Here is a 26,983-nt window from a genome sequence, read left to right as displayed (position 1 = left end):
AATGCCCCTCCTTTGAGGAGGGGGAGGAAGTCAACTTCTCCGCCTACCTGGGCGCGCTGATGCCCGTGGCCGGGAGCCCGCTGTTGGGCGCGGCGATCGCCCTCGCCGCCGTCTTCCTGCCCTCGGCCCTGCTGATCGTGGGCGCGCTGCCGTTCTGGGAACAGTTGCGCGCCGCACCCCGTGCGCGGCGCGCGGTGGCCGGGGCGGGCGCGGCGGTGGTGGGGATCCTGGGGGCCGCCCTGTACGACCCGGTCTTCGTCCAGGGCGTGGTCTCACCCGCGACGATGGCCGTGGCCGCCGTCGCGTTCGTGGCCCTGGCGGTGTGGCGGGCTCCGGCCTGGGCGGTGGTCCTGGGAGCCAGCACGGTCGGGTTCCTCGTCCTGTGAGCGCCCCGTGGTCGGCCGGGCCCCCGCCCACGCAGCGCGCTGTCCCGCTCCCTTACCCGGGGGATCCCGGCGGACGGGTACCGGCCCGTGGAGCCGCGCCGCGCGGTAGACGGCCGCAGGCGTTCAGCAGTCCTGGCCGTGGCTCTGGAGGGTGGAAGCGCGCTGCCTCCGCCGCCTTAGCAAACGGGGCGCGGTGACGATCAGTACCACCGCCAGGACCGCCAGGACCACGCCGATCCAGTTGCCCGCGGCCAGCGCGCTCCCGCCGAGCACGCCGACCAGGGTGCCGTAGACCGCCCACAGGCAGGCGCCCAGGGCCGAGTAGAGGACATAACGGCGCAGGGGATAGGTCAGCGTGCCCGCCGTGATACTGAAGGCGCTCTGACCTCCGGGAACGAACCGGGACACGGCGATACCGGGGCCGCCGTAGCGCTCGATGCGGCCGCGCGCCCACTCCGCGGCTCTGCCACCCCGCTCGCGACGCCGCAACCCTGCCAGTGCGCGCTGGCCGAACAGGCGCCCGACCAGGTAGCCGGTGCCGTCGCCCAGCATGGAGCCGACCGCGCCGCACAGGGCCACCGCGATAACGTTCAGGCGTCCGGCCCCGGCCAGGGCCCCGGCGGTGAAGATCGCCGCTTCGCTGGGCAGCGGCGGGAACACGGCCGAGCCGGCCAGGCAGGCGATGAGCATCAGATAGCTGAGCGGGGTACCGGCGGTGATGGCGTCCAACGGGTTCATGTCCGACTCCCGCCCAGTTCGTTCCCCCTGCTCCGCGGCCGATGATGAGGAGCGGTGACGGGCGCGTCAACGCGCCCCTCGCCGACGGCCTTGCTCCTGGCCTGTGCAGGCGCGACGGTCGTCCCGGCCGCGGTGTCCCCCGGCGTCGCCGTGACAGTGCGTACCCACCCCCGCCCTGGCACGATACGGCAGACGACACGGGGGAGAGACCCCGTGGAGCACGCCGGGCCACGTGATCGCCTGGCCCCTGAACGACCACTCCGGTCTGTCACCTGCGCCAGGCGGGCTCGCTCTCCTGCTCGAAGTGGGTGAAGGCTCTCGACAATCCGTCCAGCACCTCCGCGCTGGTCTCGAACAGTGCGCGGGCGCGCGGGTCGTCGACCTTCCCCACGTCCTCGCGCGGGTGCCGCGCCAGGTCATCGAACCTCTCGCGGACCTGTGTCGTGTGGTGGCGAGGGTCGTTCTCGGCAAACCGCTGACTCATCGTCGCCCCCTCATCACGGCGGTCGGGTGCGCGGAGCCGTACGTGCCCACACAGATCGGATTCCGATATCGGGATCCGATGCCTTGGCCGCCACCAGAGAGGATGACGCGTCAATCCCTGTCACGTTGCTTCTTTGCCGTACCCGGACGTCCTCTCGCCACCTGGGAGGTCTTCGCCGAGCACCTCGCGCGCCAGTTCGCGCAGCGCGGCGCGGTCTGCGGCCAGGACGCGTCTGCCCGCCTCGGTGGCCCGGTAGAGGCGGCGGGTGCGACCGTCCACGACGTGCTGACGCGAGGTCAGCAGGCCGTCGGACTCCAAGCGGTGCAGGGTGGGGTAGAGGGTTCCGGGGCTGATGTCGTATCCGTGCGTGGCCAGCTCCCGCGTCATCCACGCGCCGTGGATCTCCTCCTCGGCGGCGTGGTGGAGGATGTGCAGCCGTATCGCTCCCCGGATGAAGTCCCGCATACCTGTCCTCTCGGCCTCGCTCTGGGTCACTGTATATCCCCAATCCGATATCGAATTGCGATAGCTGGCTGTGTCGCAAAGTCCGCATGCCGTACTTGTGCGGGGTTCATTCGGGACCGGTAGGGCCCCCGAGACCGTTTGTCATGTCTGGAGCAGTTGCTTGAGCACGTAAGGAACAACGCTTGGAGCTCGTCTCAAGAGCCCTGAGAGGCAGCCTCGCGCATGACACGGTCACGTGCTGTGAGCGATGTGTTGCCCGACGGGCTCTGGGAGATCGGCCAGCCGCTGCTGCCTCCAGCGCCGAAGACCGGTCGTCCTCGCGTGGACCAAGGAGCTGTGCTGACCACGGTGCTGTTCGTCCAGGCCTCCGGTGTCGACTCCCAGACGATCCTCGCCAGGAGAGGGGGGAGAACACGGGGCCAAACCCCACTGACCAAGGCAAACCCGGCTCCACACTCCATCTGCCGTGCGGCAACCAAGGGTTGCCGCTGGTCTGCGCGATCTCCGCTGCCAACGGCTGGGACAGCACCAGTACAAGGTCGAGCGCTCGATCTCCTGGCTGGGTTCCTACCGGAGGCTGAACGTGCGCTGGGAGCGCAAGGCCGCCAGCTTCCTGGCCATGCTCGGCATCGCCTGCATCCTCATCTGCTACAAACGCCTGGCCAAGCATGCTGATGACTTTTGAGATGAGCTCTAAAATCTCTCTAAAGTCGCAGCCTGCGGCGATCAGAGAAGGGTTTGGCCCATTCCCTCCTGCTGTCTAATCCAAGGTTGCAGGAGTGCTCACACCGCTGTCCAAGTGGTCCTGAGGTTACACTGAGGACTCCTTTCCCAGTTTCTGTTGTCCCTGCGAACCGCTCCGGTCGCGTCTCACCGAGTGGTCGGAGAACGGGTTTTCCTGTCACCAGGGATTATGAGGAGGACGACTGTGGACGACACCGCATGGATCGCGCGTCTGGCACCGGCACCCAACGCAACCGCACGGTTGGTCTGCTTTCCGCATGCGGGGGGCGCGGCCAGCTATTTCCATCCGCTCTCCGCCGAGCTCGCACCGGAATACGAAGCCCTCACCGTGCAGTACCCGGGGCGACAGGAGCGCTACACGGAGGAGCCGATCGACGACATCGAGAAACTGGCCGACGAGATCACTCCCCACGTGCGTCGTACGGCGGCCGATCTCCCCTTCGCCTTCTTCGGACACAGCATGGGGGCGACCGTGGCCTTCGAGGTCGCGTGCCGTCTGGAAGCCGATGGCGGACCTGCTCCGGTCTCACTCTTCCTCTCGGGGCGCCTGGCACCTTCCCGGCACAGGCCCCGCCCTCCGCACAAGTGGACCGACCGCCTGCTCCTCGCCGAGGTCGGCAGGTTGAACGGGGTGCGGTACCAGCAAAGCCTGCTGCGGGATCCAGGTCTTCGCGCGTTGATCCTGCCCGCGCTCCGCGCGGACTACAACGCTCTGGAGACCTATGTTCCCGACCCCGGCGCCCGTGTGCGCGCGCCCATCACCGCGATGGTCGGTGAGAGGGACCCGCTGGTGAGCGTGCGGGACATCGAGGCCTGGAGAACGCACACGGAATCCGCGTTCGCCTTCCAGATGTTCTCCGGAGGCCACTTCTACCTGGGTGATCACATGGCTGACATCGCGTCAATGGCGCAGAAGGAGTTGGGAAGAATAGCGCAACGATGATGTGGACGCACTATGTGCGCAAGTCGCCGGGATGAAAATTTGAGTTACCCCTGGTGATTTGGCGCGTTGCGGCAGGCCGTCCCGCCACCGCCATGTCCTCTGCCCGGTATTGACCTGAGTTCTTGCCCATCGCCAGGAAAAAAAGTCCTTCCGGGTCCGGTGCGCTGGGAACACACACTCTCGCAAGGCTTATTTTAGAGCCGTTCAAGACTCTCGTTAGCCGCCGTCAGTAAGTTGCCTCGGGAAGGACGCGGCGCATGGTGGACATGCGTGCCTCCTGCGCAAGGTGCTAACACCGGGGGAAGGTCGAGAGCAATGCGGAGCACGTCATATGGCGAACTCGATCCCGCCGTTGCCTTCGGTGACGGTTCATGTGATCCCGTAGCGATCATCGGGCTTTCGTGTCGCTTCCCGAAGGCCGACGGTCCCGCTGCCTTCTGGCGCCTGCTACGTGAGGGCGGGAACGCCGTCGATGACTTCCCCGCTGGGAGGGAGTCGCTCCTGCCTGCGGCGGAGGAAGGACGCGAAGGGGAGAGCGGTGACACCTCCGGTGTCCGCCGGGGCGGCTTCCTCGAACAGGTCGACGGCTTCGACGCCGACTTCTTCGGCGTTTCGCCGCGTGAAGCCGTGGTCATGGACCCGCAGCAAAGACTCATGCTGGAGTTGGTCTGGGAAGCCCTCGAAGACGCCCGCACGGCTCCGGACACCCTTGAGGGCAGTCGGACCGGTGTCTTCGTCGGAGTCACCTGGAACGACTACGCGAACCTTCTCCACCGGGGCGGCGACGGATCGTTCACCCAGCACACGATGACGGGCACCAACCGGAGCATCATCGCGAACCGGGTGTCCTACACGCTCGGCTTGCAGGGGCCGAGCATCACGGTGGACACGGCACAGTCGTCTTCCCTGGTGGCGGTGCACACCGCCTGCGAGAGCCTGCGCAGGGGAGAGTCCGCGCTGGCCGTCGCCGGCGGTGTGAACCTGATCCTGGACCCCGCGAGTACCGCGAGCGCCGCTGCTTTCGGCGGCCTTTCCCCCGACGACCGCTGCTTCACCTTCGACTCGCGCGCCAACGGCTTCGTGCGGGGGGAGGGCGGCGGTGCCGTCGTCCTCAAACTCCTCTCCCAAGCCGTCGCCGACGGAGACCCGGTCCACGCCGTGATCCGGGGAAGCGCCGTCAACAACGACGGCGCCACCCCGGGGCTCACGGTCCCCAGCTCCCAGGCACAGGCACAGGTCATTCGCTCCGCATGGCAGAACGCGGGTATGGACCCCGCGAAGGCCCACTACGTCGAACTGCACGGGACCGGCACCCGTGTGGGAGACCCCATCGAGGCGACCGCCCTCGGAGCGGCGCTGGGCAGCGAGCGCCCGTCGGGGTCCGCACTGGCTGTCGGTTCGGTCAAGACCAACATCGGACACCTGGAAGCAGCCGCGGGCATCGCCGGCCTGCTCAAGACGGTGCTCAGTCTCGAACACGGAGAACTGCCTCCCAGCCTCAACTTCGCGGCTCCCAACCCCGAGATCGACCTGGCTGCCCTGAGACTTCGTGTCCAACAGGAGTTGGCCTCCTGGCCTCGGCACGACTCACCGCGTGTGGCCGGAGTCAGCTCCTTCGGCATGGGAGGGACGAACTGCCATGTCGTCCTCTCCGATCCGCCGCTCGGATCGTCGGTGGACACCGACGACACCGACGCGAAGGACCGCTCTCCAGCCGCACCGGTGCTCGGCCGTCCCGTGCCGTGGGTGGTGTCAGGCCGGTCGGCAGAGGCGTTGCGGGCTCAGGCGGGTCGGTTGGCCGAGCACGTGCGCGCCAATCCGGGCCTGGAGTTGGCGGACGTGGGCCATGCACTGGCGACCACGCGCGTCCACCACGAGCACCGGGCGGCGGTGACCGGAACCACGCAGGAGGAGGCACTGGTCGGCCTGGATGCTCTGGCCGGTGGAACCCCCGCCGCCAACCTGGTGGAGGGCACGGTTTCGGACGGCGGTGGCCTGGCCTTCGTGTTCACCGGTCAGGGTGCTCAGCGTGCCGGGATGGGGCGTGAGTTGTATGCCGCCTATCCGGTTTTCGCTAAGGCTCTGGACGAGGTGTGCGGGCGGTTGGACGCGTGTCTGGCCGGGCAGGGGGTGACACTTCGGGCTCCGTTGCGTGAGGTGATGTTCGCGCCCGCGGGTTCTGAATGGGCGGGGTTGTTGGACGAAACCCTCTTTACGCAGCCCGCGTTGTTCGCGTTCGAGACGGCTCTGTACCGCCTCCTGACTCATCTGGGGATCGTTCCGGACTATCTGATCGGGCATTCGATCGGGGAGGTCACCGCGGCTCATGTGGCCGGGGTGTTGTCGTTGGAGGACGCGGCGTTCCTGGTGGCGGCGCGTGCGCGGTTGATGTCCTCGGCGCGGCGCGGTGGTGCGATGGCGGCCGTCGGTGCGACCGAGGAGCGTGTCACCGAGGTCATTGACGCTCTGGGAGTGGCCGGTGTTGTGGGTGTGGCGGCGGTCAATGCTCCGGATGCGGTGGTGGTCTCGGGTGATACTGAGGCCGTTGAGCGGGTGGTCGCGGAGTTGTCGGGGTCCGGGTGCAGGACGCGGCGGTTGACGGTCAGTCACGCGTTCCACTCCCACCACATGGACGCGGTCCTGGAGGAGTTCACCGCCAGGGTCGCCAGGCTGGACTACGCCGAGCCCTTGGTTCCGGTGGTCTCGAACGTGACCGGCCGCGTCGCCGAGGCCGGGGAGCTGTCCGACCCCGGCTACTGGGCGCGGCACATCCGCGGCACCGTGCGGTTCGCCGATGGGGTCCGCGATCTGCGGGAGCGCGGGGCGGGTGCCTTCGTCGAGGTCGGCCCCGACAGCGCGCTCGTCTCGCATATCGATGAGGTCCTCGATCACCGTGCGGGGCAAGACGGAGCGGAACCCGGCCCGGGCGCTCCCGTGGTGATCGCGGCTCAGCGCCGTGACCGGCCGGAGGGCCAGGTTCTGGCCACCGCGTTGGGGATAGCCCACACCAGCGGCGTCTCCCCGGACTGGAAGGGCGTGTTCGAGGAGCTTTCTCCGCGCGGAGTGGACCTGCCCACCTATGCCTTCCAGCGCAGACGCTACTGGGCTGACCTGTCTGAAGCGCAGTTGGCCAAGGGCTCTCCCGCGCCGTCCCACGCCACCGCGGAACTACCGGATACACCGGGTCTGCCAGGAACGTGGGCGCAAAGCCTCGCGGTCATGACCATTGCGGAGCGAGACCAGGCGATCGCGGAACTGGTACGGACGACGGCACTCGCGGTGCTGGGGTACCCCGCGTCCGAGGCGGTCGCCGCGGAGCGCACCTTCAAGGACCTCGGATTCGACTCGCTGATGACGGTGGAGTTCCGCAACCGCCTCAACACGGTGACCGGACTCCGACTGCCGAAAACCCTGGTCTACAGCCACCCCACTCCCGAAGCGCTCACCCGTTATCTGCGTACCGAAGTGCGGGCGAACGGCACTTCCACCCAGGAGGGAAGGGCGGCCGCGCATGACGAGCCCATCGCGATCGTGGGTATGGCCTGCCGCTATCCGGGTGACGCCGACTCGCCCGAGAAGCTCTGGGAGCTGGTCCGGGACGGTGCCAGCGCGATCGGAGAGTTCCCGCGGAACCGTGGGTGGGACGAGTCCCGGCTGTACGACCCGCTCTCGCAGACACCGGGGACCACCTCCGTCCGTACGGGTGGTTTCCTCTACCGTGCCGACCAGTTCGATCCGGCCTTCTTCGACATCAGTCCGCGTGAGGCCTCGGCCATGGACCCCCAGCAGCGGCTGCTGCTGGAGACCTCGTGGGAGGTGCTGGAACGGAGCGGAATCGCGCCCCCCGTCCTGCGGGGCAGCGACACCGGTGTGTTCGTCGGCGCGATGGCCCAGGAATACGGGCCGCGTCTCCACGAGTCGTCCCAGACGAGCGGTGGCCATCTGCTGACCGGGAACTCGGTCAGCGTGGCTTCGGGCCGCATCTCCTACGCGTTCGGGTTCGAGGGGCCCGCGATCACGGTGGACACCGCCTGCTCGTCGTCGCTGGTGGCGATGCACCTGGCCGTGCAGGCCCTGCGCAACGGAGAGTGCGGCCTGGCACTGGCCGGTGGCGCCACGATCATGTCCTCCCCCGGGATCTTCGTGGAGTTCAGTCGCCAGGGAGGGCTCTCACCGGACGGTCGGTGCAAGGCTTTCGCGGCCGGTGCCGACGGGACCGGCTGGAGCGAGGGTGTGGGCGTGGTCGCGCTGGAGCGGTTGTCCGACGCCCGGCGCAACGGTCACCAGGTGCTGGCTCTGGTGCGCGGAACGGCGATCAACCAGGATGGCGCCAGCAACGGACTGACGGCTCCAAACGGGGCATCCCAACAGCGGGTGATCCGGGCGGCGTTGGCCAACGCGGGCCTGGTTCCCGGGGACGTGGACGCGGTGGAGGCGCACGGGACGGGGACGAGCCTGGGTGATCCGATCGAGGCCGAGGCGTTGTTGGCGTCCTATGGGCAGGACCGGCCTGGGGACCGGCCGTTGTGGTTGGGGTCGCTGAAGTCCAACATCGGTCACACCCAGGCCGCCGCAGGTGTCGGTGGTGTGATCAAGATGGTCCAGGCGATGCGGCACGGTGTGCTGCCCAGGACGCTGCACGTGGACGAACCCTCTCCCCACGTGGACTGGGAGTCGGGCGTGGTGTCCCTGCTGACCGAGGTGGTCGAGTGGCCCGAGGGCGGTCGTCCCCGTCGGGCGGGGGTGTCCTCGTTCGGTATCAGCGGCACCAACGCCCACCTCATCCTCGAACAGGCCCCGGCCCCCCACGCTGTCGAGCCGTTGGCTGACGACGCAGACCCCGTAACCGCCACCGGGCATCCTCACGGAGAAGCGGAAGGCAGCGAGCCGGGCCCTGCTCTGTGGGTGGTGTCGGGTCGTTCGGATGAGGCGTTGCGGGCTCAGGCCGGGCGTCTGGCCGAGCACGTGCGGGCGAACCCGGACCTGGACCCGGTGGACGTGGGGTACTCCCTGGCGACCACGCGCGCCCACCACGCTCACCGGGCGGTGGCGACCGGGTCCACGCGGGAGGAACTGCTCGCTGGTCTGGACGTCCTGGCCGGTGGTGGGATGACGGCCGGTCTGGTGACGGGGGAGTCGCACCGTGCTGGCGGGACGGTGTTGGTGTTTCCGGGTCAGGGGTCGCAGTGGGTCGGGATGGGAGTGGACCTGTATGAGTCCTCTGCGGTCTTCCGGGAACGGATGGACGCGTGCGCCGCTGCGTTGAAGCCGTTCACGGGTTGGGACCTGTTGGACGTGTTGCGTGGTGGTTCTGGTGCTCCGTCGTTGGAGCGGGTGGATGTGGTGCAGCCCGCTCTGTTCGCGGTGATGGTGTCCCTGGCGCGGCTGTGGGAGGCCCAGGGCGTTGTCCCGGATGCGGTGGTGGGGCATTCGCAGGGGGAGATCGCGGCCGCGTTCGTGTGTGGGGCGTTGTCGTTGGAGGACGCCGCGCGGGTGGTGGCTTTGCGCAGCCGAACGATCGGCGAACACCTGGCGGGGCACGGCGGTATGGTCTCGGTGCCTCTGCCGGAGGCGGAAACCCTCGAACTTCTTGAGCCCTGGGCGGATGCCCTTGCCGTGGCGGCGTTGAACGGTCCTTCTGCCACGGTGGTCTCGGGTGAGGCCGGTGCGGTGGAGGAGTTCCTCGCTGCGTGTGAGGGGCGGGGTGTTCGCGCGCGTCGGGTGCCGGTGGACTACGCCTCGCACAGCGCGGCGGTGGAGGCGATCCGGGACCGGCTCTTGGAGGATCTGGCTCCGATCGTTCCGCGTTCGTCTCACGTGCCGTTCTTCTCCACGCTGCGCGATGAGGTGATCGACACCGCTGGTCTGGACGCTCAGTACTGGTTCGAGAACCTGCGCCATCCGGTGCGGTTCTCCAGCGCGGTGGGGTCTCTTCTGGAGTCGGGGCACTCCCTGTTCGTGGAGGCCAGTGCTCATCCGGTGTTGACCATCGGTGTGCAGGAGGCCGTCGACGAGGCGGAGGCCGCTTCGGCTGTGGTGGTGCCGTCCTTGCGCCGTGATGAGGGCGGGGCCGGTCGTTTCCTGTCCTCGTTGGGTGCGGCTCATGTGGGTGGTGCGGCCGTGGATTGGGAGGCGGTCTTCACCGGTCTGGCCGGGAGCGGTCGTGCTCCCCGCCGGGTGGACCTGCCCACCTACGCCTTCCAACACCAGCGCCACTGGACGCTCGCGCCGCGGGGGTCCGGGGACGCGCTCGACGTGGGGCTGGGAGAGACTCCGCATCCGTTGCTCGGAACCGCGACCGAGCTCGCCTCCGGCGGATACCTGCTCACGGGCCGGATCTCTCTGGCCACGCATCCGTGGCTGTCCGACCACGCGGTCCGAGGCACCGTGCTCCTTCCCGGTACGGCCTTCGTCGACCTCGCCGTACACGCAGCAGACCGCACCGGAAACGGCTCCGTCGATGAACTGACGCTGCATACCCCGCTCCTGCTCGATCGGACGGCAGCCGTCGACCTGCACGTGGTGGTCGGGCCCCCGGACGAGAGTGGGAACCGCGATGTGGACATCCACTCCCGCGCAGCGGAGGGGAACGTAGAAGGCACGTGGACGCGTCACGCGTCCGGTGTCCTCGGCCTTTCCGTGGACACCGACGTGCGGACGGATCCGGGCCCGTGGCCTCCGACGGGAGCCGATCCCATCGCCGTCGAAGGACTGTACGAGCGGCTGGCCGAGACGGGGTACGACTACGGCCCGCTGTTCCAGGGCGTCCGTGGAGCCTGGCGGGTCGGCGACAGCGTCCACGCGGAGGTTTCCCTGCCGGAGGAGACCGAAGCCGACTCCTTCGAGGTGCACCCCGCCCTTCTCGATGCCGCGCTCCACGCCGCGTTCCTCGTTCCGGGCCACAGTCCTCACCACGTCCTGCTGCCCTTTTCCTGGGAGGGCGTGACCCCGCACGCGACCGGGGCCACCATGCTCCGGGTCGTGGTGCGCCCCAGCGGTACCGACACCTTCTCCCTGGCGGCCTTCGACGCGACGAACGCACCGGTGCTCACCGTGCGTTCCCTGGTGATGCGGCCGATGGGCCCCGAGCAGCTGCGTGCCGCCGATGCCGTCCGGCGTGAATCGCTGTTCGAGCTGGAGTGGTCCCCTCTGCCGCAGCCCTTCCCGGACGCGTCCGGCGGCACCGGTAACCGCGAGACGCCCGTCTCCCCGGAGACCACGGGAACGCCCTGGACCGTGCTCGCTCCCGACTCCGCGGCACCGGCGCCGCCCGGAGCGGACCTGGACGGACCCGTCGACGTCGTCCCCGACCTGTCGGCCCTGGCCGCCCCCCGCGAGCCGGAGACCCCGGTCCCCGATGTCGTGCTGATGCCCTGCGTCGGGACGGGCGATCCCGCCGCCGAGGCCCACCGGCTCACCGGCCGGGTTCTGGACGCCTTGCAGCAGTGGCTGGCCCACGACGCGTTCGCCTCCTCCCGTCTGGTCGTCCTCACCCGGGGAGCGGTCGCCGCCCGCGCGGGCGAGGGAGTCGACGATCTGGCCGCGGCGGCGGTGCACGGACTGGTCAGATCCGCTCAGACCGAGAACCCCGACCGCTTCCTCGTCATCGACCTGGACCCGAAGGGGATGTCCGGCCCGGAACTCCGCGCCGCGATCGCCGAGGCAGTCGACCGCGGGGAACCCGAGATGGCGATCCGTTCGGGAGAGGTCCTCGTTCCCCGGTTGTCCCGACTGACGGGGAGGACCGGTCTGAGCGAGCCCGACACGAGCGCCTGGTGCCTCGACGTGTCCGAACCCGGGACGCTCGACAACCTTGTTCTGCGGCCCGCCCCGGAGGCCGAGGCACCACTGGAACCGGGACAGGTCCGCATCGCGGTCCGCGCCGCCGGTATGAACTTCCTCGACGTCTTCACGGCCCTCGGCATGGTCCCGGGGCTGACCGACATCGGACGCGAAGCCGCGGGCATCGTCGTCGAGACCGCCCCGGACGTGCGGCGCTTCGCCCCCGGCGACGCCGTCATGGGCATCGTCCCCCAGGCCATGGGGCCCGTCGCGGTGGCCGACCAGCGCCTGCTCATCCCCGTTCCGAGGGGATGGAACCACGCCCAGGCGGCCACCGCCCCCGTGGTCTTCCTGACCGCCTACCACGCGCTCGCCGACCTCGCCGGTATCCGTCCGGGGGAGAGCCTGCTCCTGCACGCCGCGACCGGCGGAGTCGGACTGGCCACGTTGCAGCTCGCCCGCCACTGGGGGGTGGAGGTCTTCGCCACCGCCAGCCCCGCCAAGTGGGACGCCCTGCGCGCCCGGGGCGTGGACGACTCCCACATCGCCAGCTCCCGCACGGTCGCCTTCGAACAGCGCTTCCGGGAGGCGACCTCCGGGCGCGGCGTCGACGTCGTCCTCAACGCCCTGGCCCACGAGTTCACCGACGCGTCGCTGCGTCTGCTCTCCGACGGCGGCCGGTTCGTGGAGATGGGGAAGGCGGACATCCGCGACCCCCAGCGGGTCGCAGCCGACCACCCCGGCGTGTCCTACACCGCCTTCGACGTCCTCAAGGTCGATCCAGACCGCCTCCAGCAGATCCTGGAAGAACTCCACCGGCTCTTCACCGACGGCGTCCTGACACCGCTCCCGGTCACCTCGTGGGACGTCCACCGCGCCCCGGAGGCCTTCCGCCACCTTCAGCAGGCCGGTCACATCGGCAAACTGGCGCTCACCATGCCCCGCTCCCTCGGTACGGCGGGGACCGTGCTCGTCACCGGAGGCACCGGTACGCTCGGCGCCCTCTTCGCCCGCCACCTGGTGTCCGTCCACGGTGTCCGCCACCTGCTGTTGACCAGCCGCAGTGGACCGGACGCTCCCGGAGCCGCCGAGCTCCGCGCCGAACTGGAGGGCATGGGGGCCGAGGTCGCCATCGCCGCCTGCGACGCGGCCGACCACGACGCGCTCGGGGAGCTCCTGGCGTCGATCCCCGAACACCGCCCGCTGAGCGCGGTCGTCCACACGGCCGGGGTTCTCGACGACGCCACCGTCGCGGGGTTGAGCCCACGGGCCCTCGGCGCGGTCCTGCGCCCCAAGGCCGACGCGGCGTGGAACCTGCACCGTCTGACACAGGGGACCGACCTGGACGCGTTCGTCCTGTTCTCCTCCGTGGCGGGTGTGTTCGGCAACGCGGGCCAGGCCAACTACGCCGCGGCCAACGTGTTCCTGGACGCCCTCGCCCACCACCGCCGCGCACGCGGGCTGCCCGCCACCTCCCTGGGGTGGGGGCTGTGGGGGCGCGCGAGCGGGATGACCGGCCACCTCGACGACGGCGACCGCGAACGCCTCGCCCGGAGCGGCATGGCCGCACTCGGCGACGAGGCGGGGCTCGCGCTCTTCGACGCCGCTCTGATGACCTCGGAGCCCGCCGTGGTGGCGACCCCCCTCGACGCTCGGGGACTCCGGAGCAGGGGCGGGACGCTCCCCCCTGTTCTGCGCGGCCTCGTCGGCGCACCGACACGCCGGGCCGTCGCAGCCTCCGGGGCCGCGACACTGAGGGACCGGCTGGCCGGGATGGGCGAGTCCGACCAGCGACAGACGATGCGGGAACTGGTCCGGAGCCACGCGGCGGCGGTCCTCGGACACGGCTCTCCGGACTCCCTGCTTCCGGACCAGGCCTTCAACGACTCCGGGTTCGACTCCCTCACCGCGGTCGAACTGCGCAACCGGCTCAGGAACGAGACGGGTCTGCGCCTGTCGGCGACACTGCTGTTCGACCACCCCACGCCGGCGGTGCTCGCGGAACACCTCCGCACCGAACTGCTGGGCTCCTCCGCGGCCGCGGTCCCAGAGGCCCCCGCCGCGAGGAACACGTCCTCCGCCCACGAGCCTGTCGCGATCGTGGGTATGGCGTGCCGTTATCCCGGCGGCATCGCGTCACCCGACGAGCTCTGGGAACTGGTCGCCCGGGACCTGGACGCGGTGTCCGGCCTTCCCGCTGACCGTCCCGGGTGGGGGAAGGTCTATGATCCCGATCCCGACCGTTCGGGGAAGACGTACGCGCGTCAGGGCGGGTTCCTGTACGACGCGGGGGAGTTCGACCCGGGTTTCTTCGGGATCAGTCCACGTGAGGCGCTGGCGATGGACCCGCAGCAGCGATTGCTGTTGGAGACGTCGTGGGAAGCCTTCGAACACGCCGCCATCGACCCGACGACGCTCACGGGCGCACCCGTCGGAGTCTTCACCGGGGTGATCGGACAGAACTACCCGCCGGGGCCGGGACGCGCCACCAGCGACACCGAGGGTTACCTCCTGACGGGGACGAACACCAGCGTGGCGTCGGGGCGCGTCTCCTACACGTTCGGGTTCGAGGGGCCCGCGATCACGGTGGACACCGCCTGCTCGTCGTCGCTGGTGGCGATGCACCTGGCCGTCCAGGCCCTCCACAACGGCGAGTGCGCCATGGCCCTCGCCGGTGGCGTGACCGTCATGGCCACCCCCGAACTCCTCACCGAGTTCAGCCGCCAGCGCGGGCTCTCGCCGGACGGTCGGTGCAAGGCCTTCGCGGCGGCGGCCGACGGCACGGGTTTCGCCGAGGGCGTGGGCATGGTCGTGTTGGAGCGTCTGTCCGACGCCCGGCGCAACGGCCATGAGGTGTTGGCGGTGGTTCGGGGTTCGGCGGTGAACCAGGACGGTGCGAGCAACGGGTTGACGGCTCCGAACGGTCCGTCCCAGCAGCGGGTGATCCGTGCGGCGTTGGCCAACGCTGGTCTGGGCGCGGACCAGGTGGACGCGGTGGAGGCGCACGGGACCGGAACGAAGCTCGGAGACCCGATCGAGGCGCAGGCGCTGCTGGCCACCTACGGGCAGGGGCGCCCGGAGGACCGGCCGTTGTGGCTGGGGTCGGTCAAGTCCAACATCGGTCACACCCAGGCCGCGGCTGGTGTGGGCGGTGTGATCAAGATGGTCCAGGCGATGCGGCACGGGGTGCTGCCCAGGACGCTGCATGTGGACGAGCCCACCCCCGAGGTGGGCTGGGACGCCGGTGCGGTCTCTTTGCTGACCGAGGCGGTGGAGTGGCCCGACAACGGCCGTCCCCGTCGGGCGGGGGTGTCCTCGTTCGGGATCAGCGGCACCAACGCCCACCTCATCCTCGAACAAGCCGCTGCGACGGAAGTCGAACCGACCACGCGGAACCGCGTTCCTCTGTCGGACGAGGAGGGGACGGCCGACCGGAGTGCGCTCACCGTCCCGTGGGTGGTGTCGGGTCGTTCGGACGGGGCCGTGCGTGCTCAGGCAGAGCGCCTGGCCGAGCACGTGCGCGCGAACCCGGAGTTGGACCCGGTGGACGTGGGCTTCTCTTTGGCGACCACGCGTGCGCACCACACGCACCGGGCGGCGGTGATCGGCGCGGACCGCGGGGAGCTGCTTGCGGGGCTGGATGAGCTGGTGGGTGGGAGCCCCGCCGCCAACCTGGTGGAGGGCACGGTTTCGGACGGCGGTGGCCTGGCCTTCGTGTTCACCGGTCAGGGTGCCCAGCGCGCCGGGATGGGGCGTGAGTTGTATGCCGCCTATCCGGTTTTCGCTAAGGCTCTGGACGAGGTGTGCGGACGGTTGGACGCGTGTCTGGCCGGGCAGGGGGTGACACTTCGGGCTCCGTTGCGTGAGGTGATGTTCGCTCCTGAGGGGGGTGAGCTGGCGGGTCTGTTGGATGACACGCTCTACACGCAGCCCGCGTTGTTCGCGTTCGAGACGGCCCTGTACCGCCTCCTGGTCCACTTCGGCCTTACCCCTGACTGTCTGATCGGGCATTCGATCGGGGAGGTCACTGCCGCTCATGTGGCCGGGGTACTGTCGTTGGAGGACGCGGCGTTCCTGGTGGCGGCGCGTGCGCGGTTGATGTCCTCGGCGCGGCGCGGTGGTGCGATGGCGGCCGTCGGCACGACCGAGGAGCGTGTCACCGAGGTCGTCGACCGTCTCGGTTTGGCTGGTGTTGTGGGTGTGGCGGCGGTCAATGCTCCGGATGCGGTGGTGGTCTCGGGTGATACTGAGGCCGTTGAGCGGGTGGTTGCCGAACTCGCGGGGTCCGGGTGCAGGACGCGGCGGTTGACGGTCAGTCACGCGTTCCACTCCCACCACATGGACGCGGTCCTGGAGGAGTTCACCGCCAGGGTCGCCAGGCTGGACTACGCCGAGCCCTCGGTCCCGGTCGTCTCCAACCTCACCGGTCGTATCGCTGAGGCTGGGGAACTCACCGGTCCCGGGTACTGGGCGCGGCACATCCGCGGCACCGTGCGGTTCGCCGAGGGGGTCCGCGATCTGCGGGAGCGCGGGGCGGGCGCCTTCGTCGAGATCGGCCCCGACAGCGCGCTCCTCCATCACGTCGACTCCATCACCAACCAGCCCGGATCGGAAGCGTCGACCGCTTCCGCACCCGGAGGTGACACCGCCGTCGTGATCGCGGCTCAGAGCCGAGACCGCTCGGAGGCCGTCACCCTGGCCGCCGCGCTGGCCGCCGCCCACACCGGCGGCCTCGGCCTGGACTGGGAGAACGTGTTCGGCGGGCTCTCGCCTCGCAGAGTGGACCTGCCCACCTACGCCTTCCAGCACCAGCCCTACTGGATTGACGTTCCGGAGGCGTCGACGGACACGGAACCGGCCCCCGCTGACGTCGTGTTCTGGGAAGCGGTCGAAGGGCGGGACGCGAAGGCCCTGGCCGCGGAGTTGGGGGTCGACGGTGAGGTCCAGTCCTCGCTGGACACCGTCCTGCCCGCCCTGTCGGCGTGGCGGCAGCGCCAGCGGGAGCGGTCCACGGTTCAGGACTGGCTCTACGACGTCACCTGGAAGCGCCGCCCCGACCCGAGCCCGGTGCGCCTGGACGGGACCTGGCTCATCCTCACCACGGACACCGTTGACGGCGGACTCACCGCAGCCCTGGACACCGCCCTCCTCCGCGGCGGCGCTCGGACGCTGTCCGTTCCGCTGACCCCCGAACAGGCCGCCGATCCCGAGTCACTGACCAGGCGTCTCGACGCGGTTCTTCCAGGAAACGGTGAAGAAGAAAGCTCCCCCGTCGTCGGAGTCGTGTCGCTTCTGGGATTGGACGAGAGGCCCCACCCTGAGCACGCCGCGTTGCGGATGGGGTTGGCCGCGACGGTGAATCTGCTCAGGGCACTGCCTGAGGCGGGCGTCGACGCCCCGGTGTGGGCGGTGACGCGGGGTGCGGTGTCCACCGGTTCCGCTGATGCGTTGGACAGTCCGGTTCAGGCCCTGGTGTGGGGTCTGGGGCTGTGCGCGGCGCTGGAGTATCCGGAGCGGTGGGGTGGTCTGGTGGACCTTCCCGCGCGGCCGGACGAGCGCGCCTTCACGCGGTTGGCCGCGGTGGTGGCCGGTCTCGACGGTGAGGACCAGGTGGCGGTGCGGGCCTCAGGGGTGCACGTGCGCCGCCTGGTGCGGGCTCCTCAACCCGCGCCCGGTGCGGTGTGGCGTTCGCGTGATACCGCGTTGATCACCGGTGGCACGGGTGGTCTGGGTGCGCGTCTGGCGCGGTGGCTGGTGGGCAACGGGACCGGTCACGTCGTGCTGGCCAGCCGTCGGGGACCGGAGGCTCCCGGGGCCGAGGAGTTGCGAGCCGAACTCGAAGCCCTCGGGGCCCGGGTGACGATCGCGGCGTGCGATGTGTCGGACCGGGAGGCGCTGGCCGGGCTGATGGAACGCGTCGACACCCCGGACTCGCCGCTGCGCACCGTCGTCCACACCGCGGGCGTCACCCGGGAAACACGCCTCGACGACACCGAACTCGTCGACGTCGCGGAGCTTCTCGCCGCGAAGACCGCGGGTGCCGACAACCTCGTCGACCTGGTCGACGCCAACACCCTCGACACCCTGGTCTTCTACTCCTCCGTGTTCGGCGTCACCGGTTCGCGTACCCAGTACGCGTACGCCGCGGCCAACGCCTACCTCGACGCGCTGGCCCACCACTGCCGCGACCGCGGGATACCGGCCACGTCCATCGCCTGGGGAGCGTGGGCCGCCAGCGGCATGGTCACGGAAGACGCCGAACAGGCCCTCGTACGCCAGGGCATCGGTCTGATGACGCCGGAGCTTGCCCTCGAGGCCCTTCACCAGACCCTCGACTCCGGCGACACGTTCCGGGCGGTGGCCGACCTGGACTGGAAGCTGTTCGCGGAGACCCTCACCCTGACGCGCCCGAGCGCCCTTGTCGAGGACATCTCCGAGGCACGCGGGGCTCTGCCGATCGCTGGGGACGAAGGCGCCTCCGCCGGGTCCGATCTCGCCCGTCAGCTCGCGGAGATGACCGAGGGAGAGCAACGGCGCACGCTTCTGGAGAAGATCCGTACCGGTGCGGCCGCCGTCCTCGGTCACGGGAGGCCCGCAGCCGCCGCACCGAACCGTCCCTTCCAGGAACTCGGCTTCGACTCGTTGGCCTCTCTCCGGCTCCGCGGCCGCCTTCAGCGGATGACCGGTCTGAGACTGTCGGCCACCCTCGTGTTCGACTTTCCCACTCCGTTGGCGCTCGCTGAGCATCTGCGCGAGGAACTGGTCGGTGCGTCGGCTGCCCCGGCGCGGACGGATGTTCACCGTGGTGAGACGGACGAGCCGATCGCGATCGTGGGCATGGCCTGCCGTTATCCCGGCGGCACCGCGTCGCCTGAGCAGCTGTGGGACCTGGTCGCCGGCGAGGTCGACGCGATCGCTGACCTGCCCACCGGTCGTCCCGGGTGGGGGGATGTCTACGACCCGGATCCGGGCAGGCCGGGGAAGACGTACGCGCGTCAGGGCGGGTTCCTGTATGACGCGGGGGATTTCGATCCGGGTTTCTTCGGGATCAGTCCGCGTGAGGCGTTGGCGATGGACCCGCAGCAGCGCCTGCTCCTGGAGACGTCGTGGGAGGCCCTCGAACACGCCGCCATCGACCCGACCGCCCTCGCGGGCACCCCCGTCGGAGTCTTCGCCGGGGTCGCCGATCAGCGGTACGGGGTCAACGGTGAGGGGGCCGCTGACGGCGGCGGCCACCTGCTGACCGGGAACTCCAGCAGCGTGGCCTCGGGCCGCATCTCCTACACGCTGGGGTTCGAGGGGCCCGCGATCACGGTGGACACCGCCTGCTCGTCATCGCTGGTGGCGATGCACCTGGCGGTCCAGGCCCTGCGCAACGGTGAGAGCACCATGGCCCTGGCAGGCGGAGTGACCGTCATGGCCACACCGAACGTGTTCGTGGAGTTCAGCCGTCAGGGCGGGCTCTCACCGGACGGTCGGTGCAAGGCGTTCGCGGCCGGTGCGGATGGGACCGGTTGGAGCGAGGGCGTGGGCATGGTGGTGCTGGAGCGCCTTTCGGATGCTGAACGTAACGGCCATGAGGTGTTGGCGGTGGTTCGGGGTTCGGCGGTGAACCAGGACGGTGCGAGCAACGGGTTGACGGCTCCGAACGGTCCGTCCCAGCAGCGGGTGATCCGGGCGGCGTTGGCGAACGCGGGGCTGAGCGCCGGGGACGTGGACGCGGTGGAGGCGCACGGGACCGGGACCACGCTCGGTGATCCGATCGAGGCGCAGGCGCTGCTGGCCACCTACGGGCAGGAACGTCCGGAGGACCGGCCGTTGTGGCTGGGGTCGGTCAAGTCCAACATCGGTCACACCCAGGCCGCGGCTGGTGTGGGCGGTGTGATCAAGATGGTCCAGGCGATGCGCCACGGGGTGTTGCCGAGGACGTTGCACGTGGACGAGCCCTCTCCGCATGTGGGCTGGGCCGCCGGTGCGGTCTCTTTGCTGACCGAGGCGGTGGAGTGGCCCGAGAACAGCCGTCCCCGTCGGGCGGGGGTGTCCTCGTTCGGGATCAGCGGCACCAACGCCCACCTCATCCTCGAACAGGCACCGGTTTCTCCGGCGCCGGATACGACCGCGGCTGACTCCGACGAGGGTTCCCCGGAACCGGGGAACGAGAACGGTGTCTCACCGCTTCTTCCGTGGGTGGTGTCGGGTCGTTCGGATGAGGCGCTGCGTGCGCAGGCGGGTCGGTTGGCCGAGCACGTGCGTGCGAACCCAGACCTGGACCCGGTGGACGTGGGCTTCTCTTTGGCGACCACACGTGCGCACCACGCCCACCGGGCGGTGGTGACCGGTGCCACGCGCGAGGAACTGTTGGCCGGACTGGACGCACTGTCCAGCGGGCGGACGTCCGCTCACCTGGTCGAGGGAGCCGTCTCCGGACATGGCGGTTCTGGTGGCACGGTGTTGGTGTTTCCGGGGCAGGGGTCGCAGTGGGTCGGGATGGGAGTGGACCTGTACGAGTCCTCTGCGGTGTTCCGGGAGCGGATGGACGCGTGCGCTCGGGCGTTGGAGCCGTTCACGGGTTGGGACCTGCTTGCGGTGTTGCGGCAGGAGGAGGATGCTCCGTCGTTGGAGCGGGTGGATGTGGTGCAGCCCGCTCTGTTCGCGGTGATGGTGTCCCTGGCACGGCTGTGGGAGGCCCAGGGCGTTGTCCCGGATGCGGTGGTGGGGCATTCGCAGGGGGAGATCGCGGCCGCGTTCGTGTGTGGTGCGTTGTCGTTGGAGGACGCCGCTCGGGTGGTGGCTTTGCGCAGCCGGATCATTGGCGAGGACCTTGCTGGACACGGCGGTATGGTCTCGGTGCCTCTGCCGGAGGCGGAAACCCTCGAACTCCTTGAGCCCTGGGCGGATGCCCTTGCCGTGGCGGCGTTGAACGGTCCGGCTTCCACCGTGGTCTCGGGTGAGGCCGGTGCGGTGGAGGAGTTCCTCGCTGTGTGTGAGGGGCGGGGGGTGCGCGCTCGTCGGGTGCCGGTGGACTACGCCTCGCACAGTGCGGTGGTGGAGGCGATCCGGGACCGGCTCTTGGAGGATCTGGCTCCGATCGTTCCGCGTTCGTCTCACGTGCCGTTCTTCTCCACGCTGCGCGATGAGGTGATCGACACCGCCGGTCTGGACGCTCAGTACTGGTTCGAGAACCTGCGCCACCCGGTGCGCTTCTCCAGCGCGGTGGGGTCTCTTCTGGAGTCGGGGCACTCCCTGTTCGTGGAGGCCAGTGCTCATCCGGTGCTGACCATCGGTGTGCAGGAGACCGTCGACGAGGCCGAGGCCGCTTCGGCTGTGGTGGTGCCGTCCTTGCGCCGGGACGAGGGCGGGGCCGATCGTTTCCTGTCCTCGTTGGGTGCGGCTCACGTGGGCGGCGCGGCCGTGGATTGGGACGCGGTCTTCACCGGTCTGGCCGGGAGCGGTCGTGCTCCCCGCCGGGTGGACCTGCCCACCTACGCCTTCCAACACCAGCACTACTGGCTCCAGCCGACCACCGCGGACCCGGTGGACACGGCGAGCACCGGTGCGGCGGACGCGGAGTTCTGGAAGGTCGTCGAGGAGGAGGACGTCCACGCGCTGGTCCAGCAGTTGGGGGTGGGTGCCGACGAGCCCCTGAGCGCTGTGCTGCCGGCGCTCTCCGTGTGGCGGCGACAGCGCGACGAGGAGGCCGCGGTCCAGGACTGGTGCTACCGCGACGTGTGGAAGCCGGTGCCCGCACGCTCTTCCCGGAGGCTGTCGGGTCAGTGGCTGGTCGTCCTCCCCGAGGGATGTGACCAGGACAAGGCGATCGAGGCATACCTGCACGGCATGTCTCTCGGCGGAGCCGACATCGTGAGGGCCACCGCGAGGTCCGCCGACGTCGACCGGGAGGCCATGCGCCGTCTCGTGGCGCGGTCCGGCGTCGACCACGCCGGTCTGTCCGGCGTCCTCTCCCTGCTGGCCCTGGACGAAGAGCCGCTCCCCGACCAGCCCTCCGTCCCGGCGGGCCTGGCACTCACCCACGCGCTGCTGCTCGCCCTCGAGGACACCGGGACCACGGCGCCCCTGTGGTGCGTCACCCGGGGCGCGGTCGCCACCGGCCGGACCGACGGGGTCGAGCATCCCGTTCAGGCACTCCTGTGGGGGTTCAGCCGGGTGGCCGCCCAGGAGTACCCGCACCGCTGGGGCGGCGTGGTCGACATCCCCCTCGCGGCACCGGACGACCGGCTCACCACGTTGTTCTCCTCCGCGCTGAACGCCAGCGACGACGGTGAGGACCAGTTCGCGCTGCGCGCCTCCGGGCTGTTCGTGCGCCGCCTCGTCCGGACTCCCCTGGACTCCCCGACCGGCCCTCCGGAGTGGCTCTCCCGGGGAACGGTCCTCATCGTGGGCGGCACCGGGGCCATCGCGGGCCACATCGCCCGATGGATGGCCCGTAACGGGGCGCCGCACCTTCTGCTCGCCAGCAGACGCGGTCCCGACGCCCCGGAGGCAGCCGGGCTCCGCGCGGAGCTGGAGGGTCTGGGCGCACGCGTGACGGTCGCCCGCTGCGACGCCGGGGACCGGGAGCAGTTGGCGCACCTCATCAGGGGGGTCCCCGACGAGTACCCGCTCACGGCGGTGGTGCACACGGCCGCGGTCCTGGACGACGGTCCCCTGGACTCGCTCACTCCGGCGCAGATGAACCGGGCGCTTGAGGCCAAGGTCGCGTCAGCGCTCCACCTGCACGAGCTCACACGCGACCTCGACCTGTCGGCGTTCGTCCTGTGCTCGTCGGTCGCGCACCTACTCGGCGCCTCCGGCCAGGGCAACTACACCCCCGCCAACGCCTTCCTCGACGCCCTGGCGCGCCATCGCCACGCCCTGGGGCTCCCGGCACTCTCCGTTCCCTGGGGCGCATGGGCCGAGGGCGGCATGGCCGAGGACGACACCGTCGGCGACGTCGCGAAGCGCCACGGCATGCCCCGTATGGCCCCGGACCTGGCCACCCGGGCACTCCACCGGGCCCTTGAGCAGGACGAGCCCGTCATCGCCATCGCCGACATCGACTGGGAACGCTTCCACACCGCCTTCACGGCGACGAGGACCAGTCCGATCCACACCGACATCCCCCAGGTCGAACCCCTGCTGCGGACCACGTCGTCCGAGACGGCCCAAAGCGACGGAGCACGGCTGCGGCAGCGTCTGGCCGCGGCACCGACGGACGAGCAGAGGCACATGATCGGCGGACTGGTGCGCGATCACGCGGCGACCGTCCTCGGACACGCCTCCTCCTCGTCCGTGGACGAGCGGCGCGCCCTCATGGAGGTCGGGTTCGACTCCGTCACCGCCGTCGAGCTCCGCAACCGGCTGAACAACGCCACCGGACTGCGGCTGTCGTCGACCCTGGTCTTCGACCACCCCACACCCGCCGCCATCGCCGACCACGTCCGCCAGGAACTCCTCGGGACAGGGGCGGAGGACGATTCCGTCCACGCCGGTCTGGACAGGCTCGAAGAGGCTCTTTCCGCCATTTCCCCGGAGGATCTGAGACGGGGCGCGGTCGCATCCCGTCTGCAACGGCTGCTGCGAATGCTGGACGGGGCAAAACCGTCCGACCGCCCGCCCCTGGACCTGGGCTCCGCGACCCACGACGAGGTCTTCGCGCTCATCGACGACGAACTCTGAGCAGTTCGCTGCCCGACTTGGAACCCAGCCCCCCGGATTGTTGAGGACATCATGGCCAACGAGGAAAAGCTCTTCGAATACCTGAAGCGTGTGACGAGTGACCTGCGTGAGGCTCGGGAACGCCTCCGGGTCCTGGAGTCCGGTGAGCAGGAGCCGCTCGCGATCGTGGGCATGGGCTGCCGTTACCCCGGTGGTGTGTCGTCGCCCGACGACCTCTGGAAGACGGTCATCGAGGAACGGGACGCCATATCCGGGATCCCCACCGACCGGGGAGGCTGGGAGGACCTCTACGATCCCGACTCCGACCGTCCGGGGAAGTCGTACGTGCGTGAGGGCGGTTTCCTCTACGACGCCGGTGATTTCGACGCCGAGTTCTTCGGTGTCAACCCGCGTGAGGCGTTGGCGATGGATCCGCAGCAGCGGTTGCTGCTGGAGACCTCGTGGGAGGCCCTCGAACACGCCGGAATCGACCCGACGGTCCTCGAAGGGGCTCCGGTCGGGGTCTTCGTCGGTACGAACTGGCAGGAGTACGGGCCCGACTACCAGGACGTCCCGGACAACCTCGTCGGTTACCTGGCCACGGGAGCGGCCACCTCCGTGGCCTCGGGCCGTATCTCCTACACCTTCGGGTTCGAGGGCCCCTCCGTCAGCATCGACACCGCCTGTTCCTCCTCGCTGGTGGCGATGCACCTGGCGGTCCAGGCCCTGCGCAACGGCGAGTGCGAACTGGCGCTGGCCGGTGGCGTGACCGTCATGGCGGCCCCCTTCGCCTTCACCGAATTCAGCCGCCAGAACGGGCTCGCGCGCGACGGCCGGTGCAAGGCGTTCGCGGCTGGCGCCGACGGCATGGCTCTCGCCGAGGGGGCGGGCATCGTGGCCTTGGAGCGCCTGTCCGACGCTCAGCGCAACGGCCACCAGGTGCTGGCCGTGGTGCGTGGAACGGCGATCAACCAGGACGGTGCCAGCAACGGGCTGACCGCGCCGAGCGGGACCGCGCAGCAGCGGGTGATCCGAGCCGCGTTGACGAACGCGGGCCTGACACCGGGCCAGGTCGACGCGGTGGAGGCGCACGGGACCGGGACGAGCCTGGGCGACCCGATCGAGGCGCAGGCTCTGCTGGCCACCTATGGGCAGGGGCGTACGGAGGGACGTCCGCTGTGGCTGGGGTCGGTCAAGTCCAACATCGGCCACACCCAGAGCGCTGCCGGTGTCGCCGGTGTGATCAAGATGGTCCAGGCCATGCGCCACGGGGTGCTGCCCAGGTCACTGCACATCGACGAACCGACGCATGAGGTCGACTGGGAGTCGGGCGCCATCAGCCTGCTCACCGAGCGCGTCGAGTGGCCCGACAGTGACCATCCGCGTCGCGCCGCGGTGTCCTCGTTCGGAGTCAGCGGAACCAACGCCCACGCCGTTCTCGAAGCGGCCCCGGCGTCCGATCGTGAAGCGGCCTCGGACACCGATGGCTCCCATCTGGTAACGCGTACTGAACCCAGTGACATCGTCCGGGCTGACGGTCCTGCTGTGTGGGTGGTGTCGGGTGGTTCGGGTGAGGCGTTGCGGGCTCAGGCCGGGCGTCTGGCCGAGCACGTGCGCGCGAACCCGGACCTGGACCCGGTGGATGTGGGCTTCTCGTTGGCGACCACGCGTGCGCACCACGCTCACCGGGCGGTGGTGACGGGGGCCACGCGGGAGGAACTGCTGGCTGGTCTGGACGTCCTGGCCGGTGGTGGGGCGGCGGCTGGTGTGGTGGTGGGGGAGTCGCACCGTGCCGCCAGAACCGTGTTGGTGTTTCCGGGGCAGGGTTCGCAGTGGGTCGGGATGGGCCTGGACCTGTACGAGTCCTCTGCGGTGTTCCGGGAACAGATGGATGCCTGCGCTCGGGCGTTGGAGCCGTTCACGGGTTGGGACCTGCTCCGGGTGTTGCGGCAGGAGAGCGCGCCTGATCTGGAGCGGGTGGATGTGGTGCAGCCCGCTCTGTTCGCGGTGATGGTGTCTCTGGCACGGTTGTGGGAGTCCGTGGGTGTGGTCCCGGATGCGGTGGTGGGGCATTCGCAGGGGGAGATCGCGGCCGCGTTCGTGTGTGGGGCGTTGTCGTTGGAGGACGCCGCGCGGGTGGTGGCGTTGCGCAGCCGGATCATTGGCGAGGACCTTGCTGGACACGGCGGTATGGTCTCGGTGCCTCTGCCGGAGGCGGAAACCCTCGAACTCCTTGAGCCCTGGGCGGATGCCCTTGCCGTGGCGGCGTTGAACGGTCCGGCTTCCACCGTGGTCTCGGGTGAGGCCGGTGCGGTGGAGGAGTTCCTCGCTGTGTGTGAGGGGCGGGGGGTGCGCGCGCGTCGGGTGCCGGTGGACTACGCCTCGCACAGTGCGGCGGTGGAGGCGATCCGGGACCGTCTCCTGGAGGACCTGGGCCCCATCACCCCGCGTTCGTCTCACGTGCCGTTCTTCTCCACGCTGCGCGATGAGGTGATCGACACCGCTGGTCTGGACGCTCAGTACTGGTTCGAGAACCTGCGCCACCCGGTTGGCTTCCATTCCGGGATCCGAACCCTCCTGGAGTCGGGTCACTCCCTGTTCGTGGAGGCCAGCGCCCATCCGGTGCTGACCATCGGTGTTCAGGAGGCCGTCGACGAGGCGGAGGCCGCTTCGGCTGTGGTGGTGCCGTCCTTGCGCCGTGATGAGGGCGGGGCCGAGCGTTTCCTGTCCTCGTTGGGTGCGGCTCACGTGGGCGGCGCGCCTGTGGATTGGGACGCGGTCTTCACCGGTCTGGCCGGGAGCGGTCGTGCTCCCCGCCGGGTGGACCTGCCCACCTACGCCTTCCAGCGCAAGTACTACTGGCTCCAGCCTTCCGCGCATCCGACGCCTGGTGATGGAGCGACCGAGACTGACACTGAGTTCTGGGAGGCGATCGCGGAGGAGGACATCGATGCCTTCGCCGCGACGCTGGGCCTCGATGGGGAACAGCAGTTCTCGCTCAGCACGCTCCTGCCGATCCTGTCGGCGTGGCGGCAGCGCCAGCGGGAGCAATCCGAGGTTCTGAACTGGCGTTACGACGTCACCTGGAAGCGTCGCCCCGACCCGGGACCGGCGCGCCTGGACGGGACCTGGCTCGTTCTCGCCCCCGAGGCAGCCGATGACATCACCCGTGATGTCGCCGCAGCCCTGGCACGGAGCGGCGCGAGTCCACTCACCGTCACGTTCGACGCCGGGAGCCTGACCGACCCCGTCCGATTGGCGGCTGGCCTGGGGGAGGTTCTGTCCGAGTCCGCGGATGCCGCCGAACGACAGGAGGAGATGACCGTTGCGGGGGTCGTGTCGCTTCTGGGGTTGGACGAGGGGCCACATCCCGACTACCCGGTTGTGCGGGCGGGGCTGGCCGCGACGGTGAATCTGCTCAGGGCACTGCCTGAGGCGGGTGTCGAAGCTCCGGTGTGGGCGGTGACGCGGGGTGCGGTGTCCACCGGTTCCGCTGATGCGTTGGACAGTCCGGCTCAGGCCCTGGTGTGGGGTCTGGGGCTGTGCGCGGCGCTGGAGTATCCGGAGCGGTGGGGTGGTCTGGTGGATCTTCCCGCGCGGCCGGACGAGCGCGCCTTCACGCGGTTGGCCGCGGTGGTGGCCGGTCTCGACGGTGAGGACCAGGTGGCGGTGCGGGCCTCGGGTGTGCACGTGCGCCGCCTTGAGCGGGCTGTCCGGGCAGGGGCTGTTGCCTCGCCGGTGTGGCGCTTCCGGGACACGGCGTTGGTCACGGGCGGATCGGGGGCC

Annotated in this window: 8 protein-coding genes and 1 pseudogene; 6 read left to right on the top strand and 3 right to left on the bottom strand. The window is 69.9% G+C overall.

The window, feature by feature from the left end; genetic code table 11:
* A partial coding sequence (locus ACSIH6_RS36325) for a chromate transporter (RefSeq protein ID WP_435112850.1) occupies positions 1-386 on the top strand: 386 nt, incomplete at its 5' end.
* A gap of 123 nt (positions 387-509) precedes the next feature.
* On the opposite strand, the gene ACSIH6_RS36320 is transcribed toward ACSIH6_RS36325, so the two are convergent.
* The 3 genes from ACSIH6_RS36320 to ACSIH6_RS36310 all read right to left on the bottom strand — a co-directional run bounded on the left by ACSIH6_RS36320 (position 510) and on the right by ACSIH6_RS36310 (position 2,073).
* Complete coding sequence (locus ACSIH6_RS36320; protein WP_435112849.1) at positions 510-1,124, bottom strand: DedA family protein; 615 nt, start codon at positions 1,122-1,124, stop codon at positions 510-512.
* A 268-nt stretch (positions 1,125-1,392) separates the two neighbouring features.
* Positions 1,393-1,608 carry a hypothetical protein gene (locus ACSIH6_RS36315; RefSeq protein WP_435112848.1) on the bottom strand — a complete coding sequence of 72 codons (216 nt, stop codon included), beginning with the start codon at positions 1,606-1,608 and terminating at the stop codon, positions 1,393-1,395.
* Between the two features lie 120 nt (positions 1,609-1,728).
* Positions 1,729-2,073, bottom strand: a complete 345-nt coding sequence (locus ACSIH6_RS36310; protein WP_435112847.1) for an Rv3488 family transcriptional regulator — start codon at positions 2,071-2,073, stop codon at positions 1,729-1,731.
* A 404-nt stretch (positions 2,074-2,477) separates the two neighbouring features.
* Between ACSIH6_RS36310 and ACSIH6_RS36305 the strand changes: the two are divergent.
* From ACSIH6_RS36305 to ACSIH6_RS36285, 5 genes and pseudogenes are all read left to right on the top strand, one after another.
* Positions 2,478-2,588, top strand: a pseudogene (locus ACSIH6_RS36305) (IS5/IS1182 family transposase); the annotation flags it as partial.
* Entirely contained in the window at positions 2,540-2,758 is a 219-nt protein-coding gene (locus tag ACSIH6_RS36300) for a transposase (RefSeq protein ID WP_435112846.1), read from the top strand. The pseudogene ACSIH6_RS36305 and the gene ACSIH6_RS36300, both read left to right, overlap by 49 nt.
* A 243-nt stretch (positions 2,759-3,001) precedes the next feature.
* A complete protein-coding gene (locus ACSIH6_RS36295) occupies positions 3,002-3,760 on the top strand; it encodes a thioesterase II family protein (protein ID WP_435112845.1) in 759 nt (252 codons plus the stop codon).
* Positions 3,761-4,075: 315 nt separating this feature from the next.
* The gene (locus tag ACSIH6_RS36290; RefSeq protein ID WP_435112844.1) at positions 4,076-23,218 is read left to right on the top strand and encodes a type I polyketide synthase; all 19,143 of its coding nucleotides are present in this window, start codon (positions 4,076-4,078) and stop codon (positions 23,216-23,218) included.
* A gap of 51 nt (positions 23,219-23,269) precedes the next feature.
* Positions 23,270-26,983: type I polyketide synthase (locus tag ACSIH6_RS36285; protein WP_435112843.1), on the top strand; the 3,714-nt coding region annotated here is incomplete at its 3' end.

The organism is Nocardiopsis synnemataformans, from assembly GCF_965343085.1.
Classification (GTDB): Bacteria; Actinomycetota; Actinomycetes; order Streptosporangiales; family Streptosporangiaceae; genus Nocardiopsis; species Nocardiopsis alborubida.
Note: the sequence above shows the minus strand (reverse complement) of the source record. Positions and strands in the feature narration are given on the sequence as shown.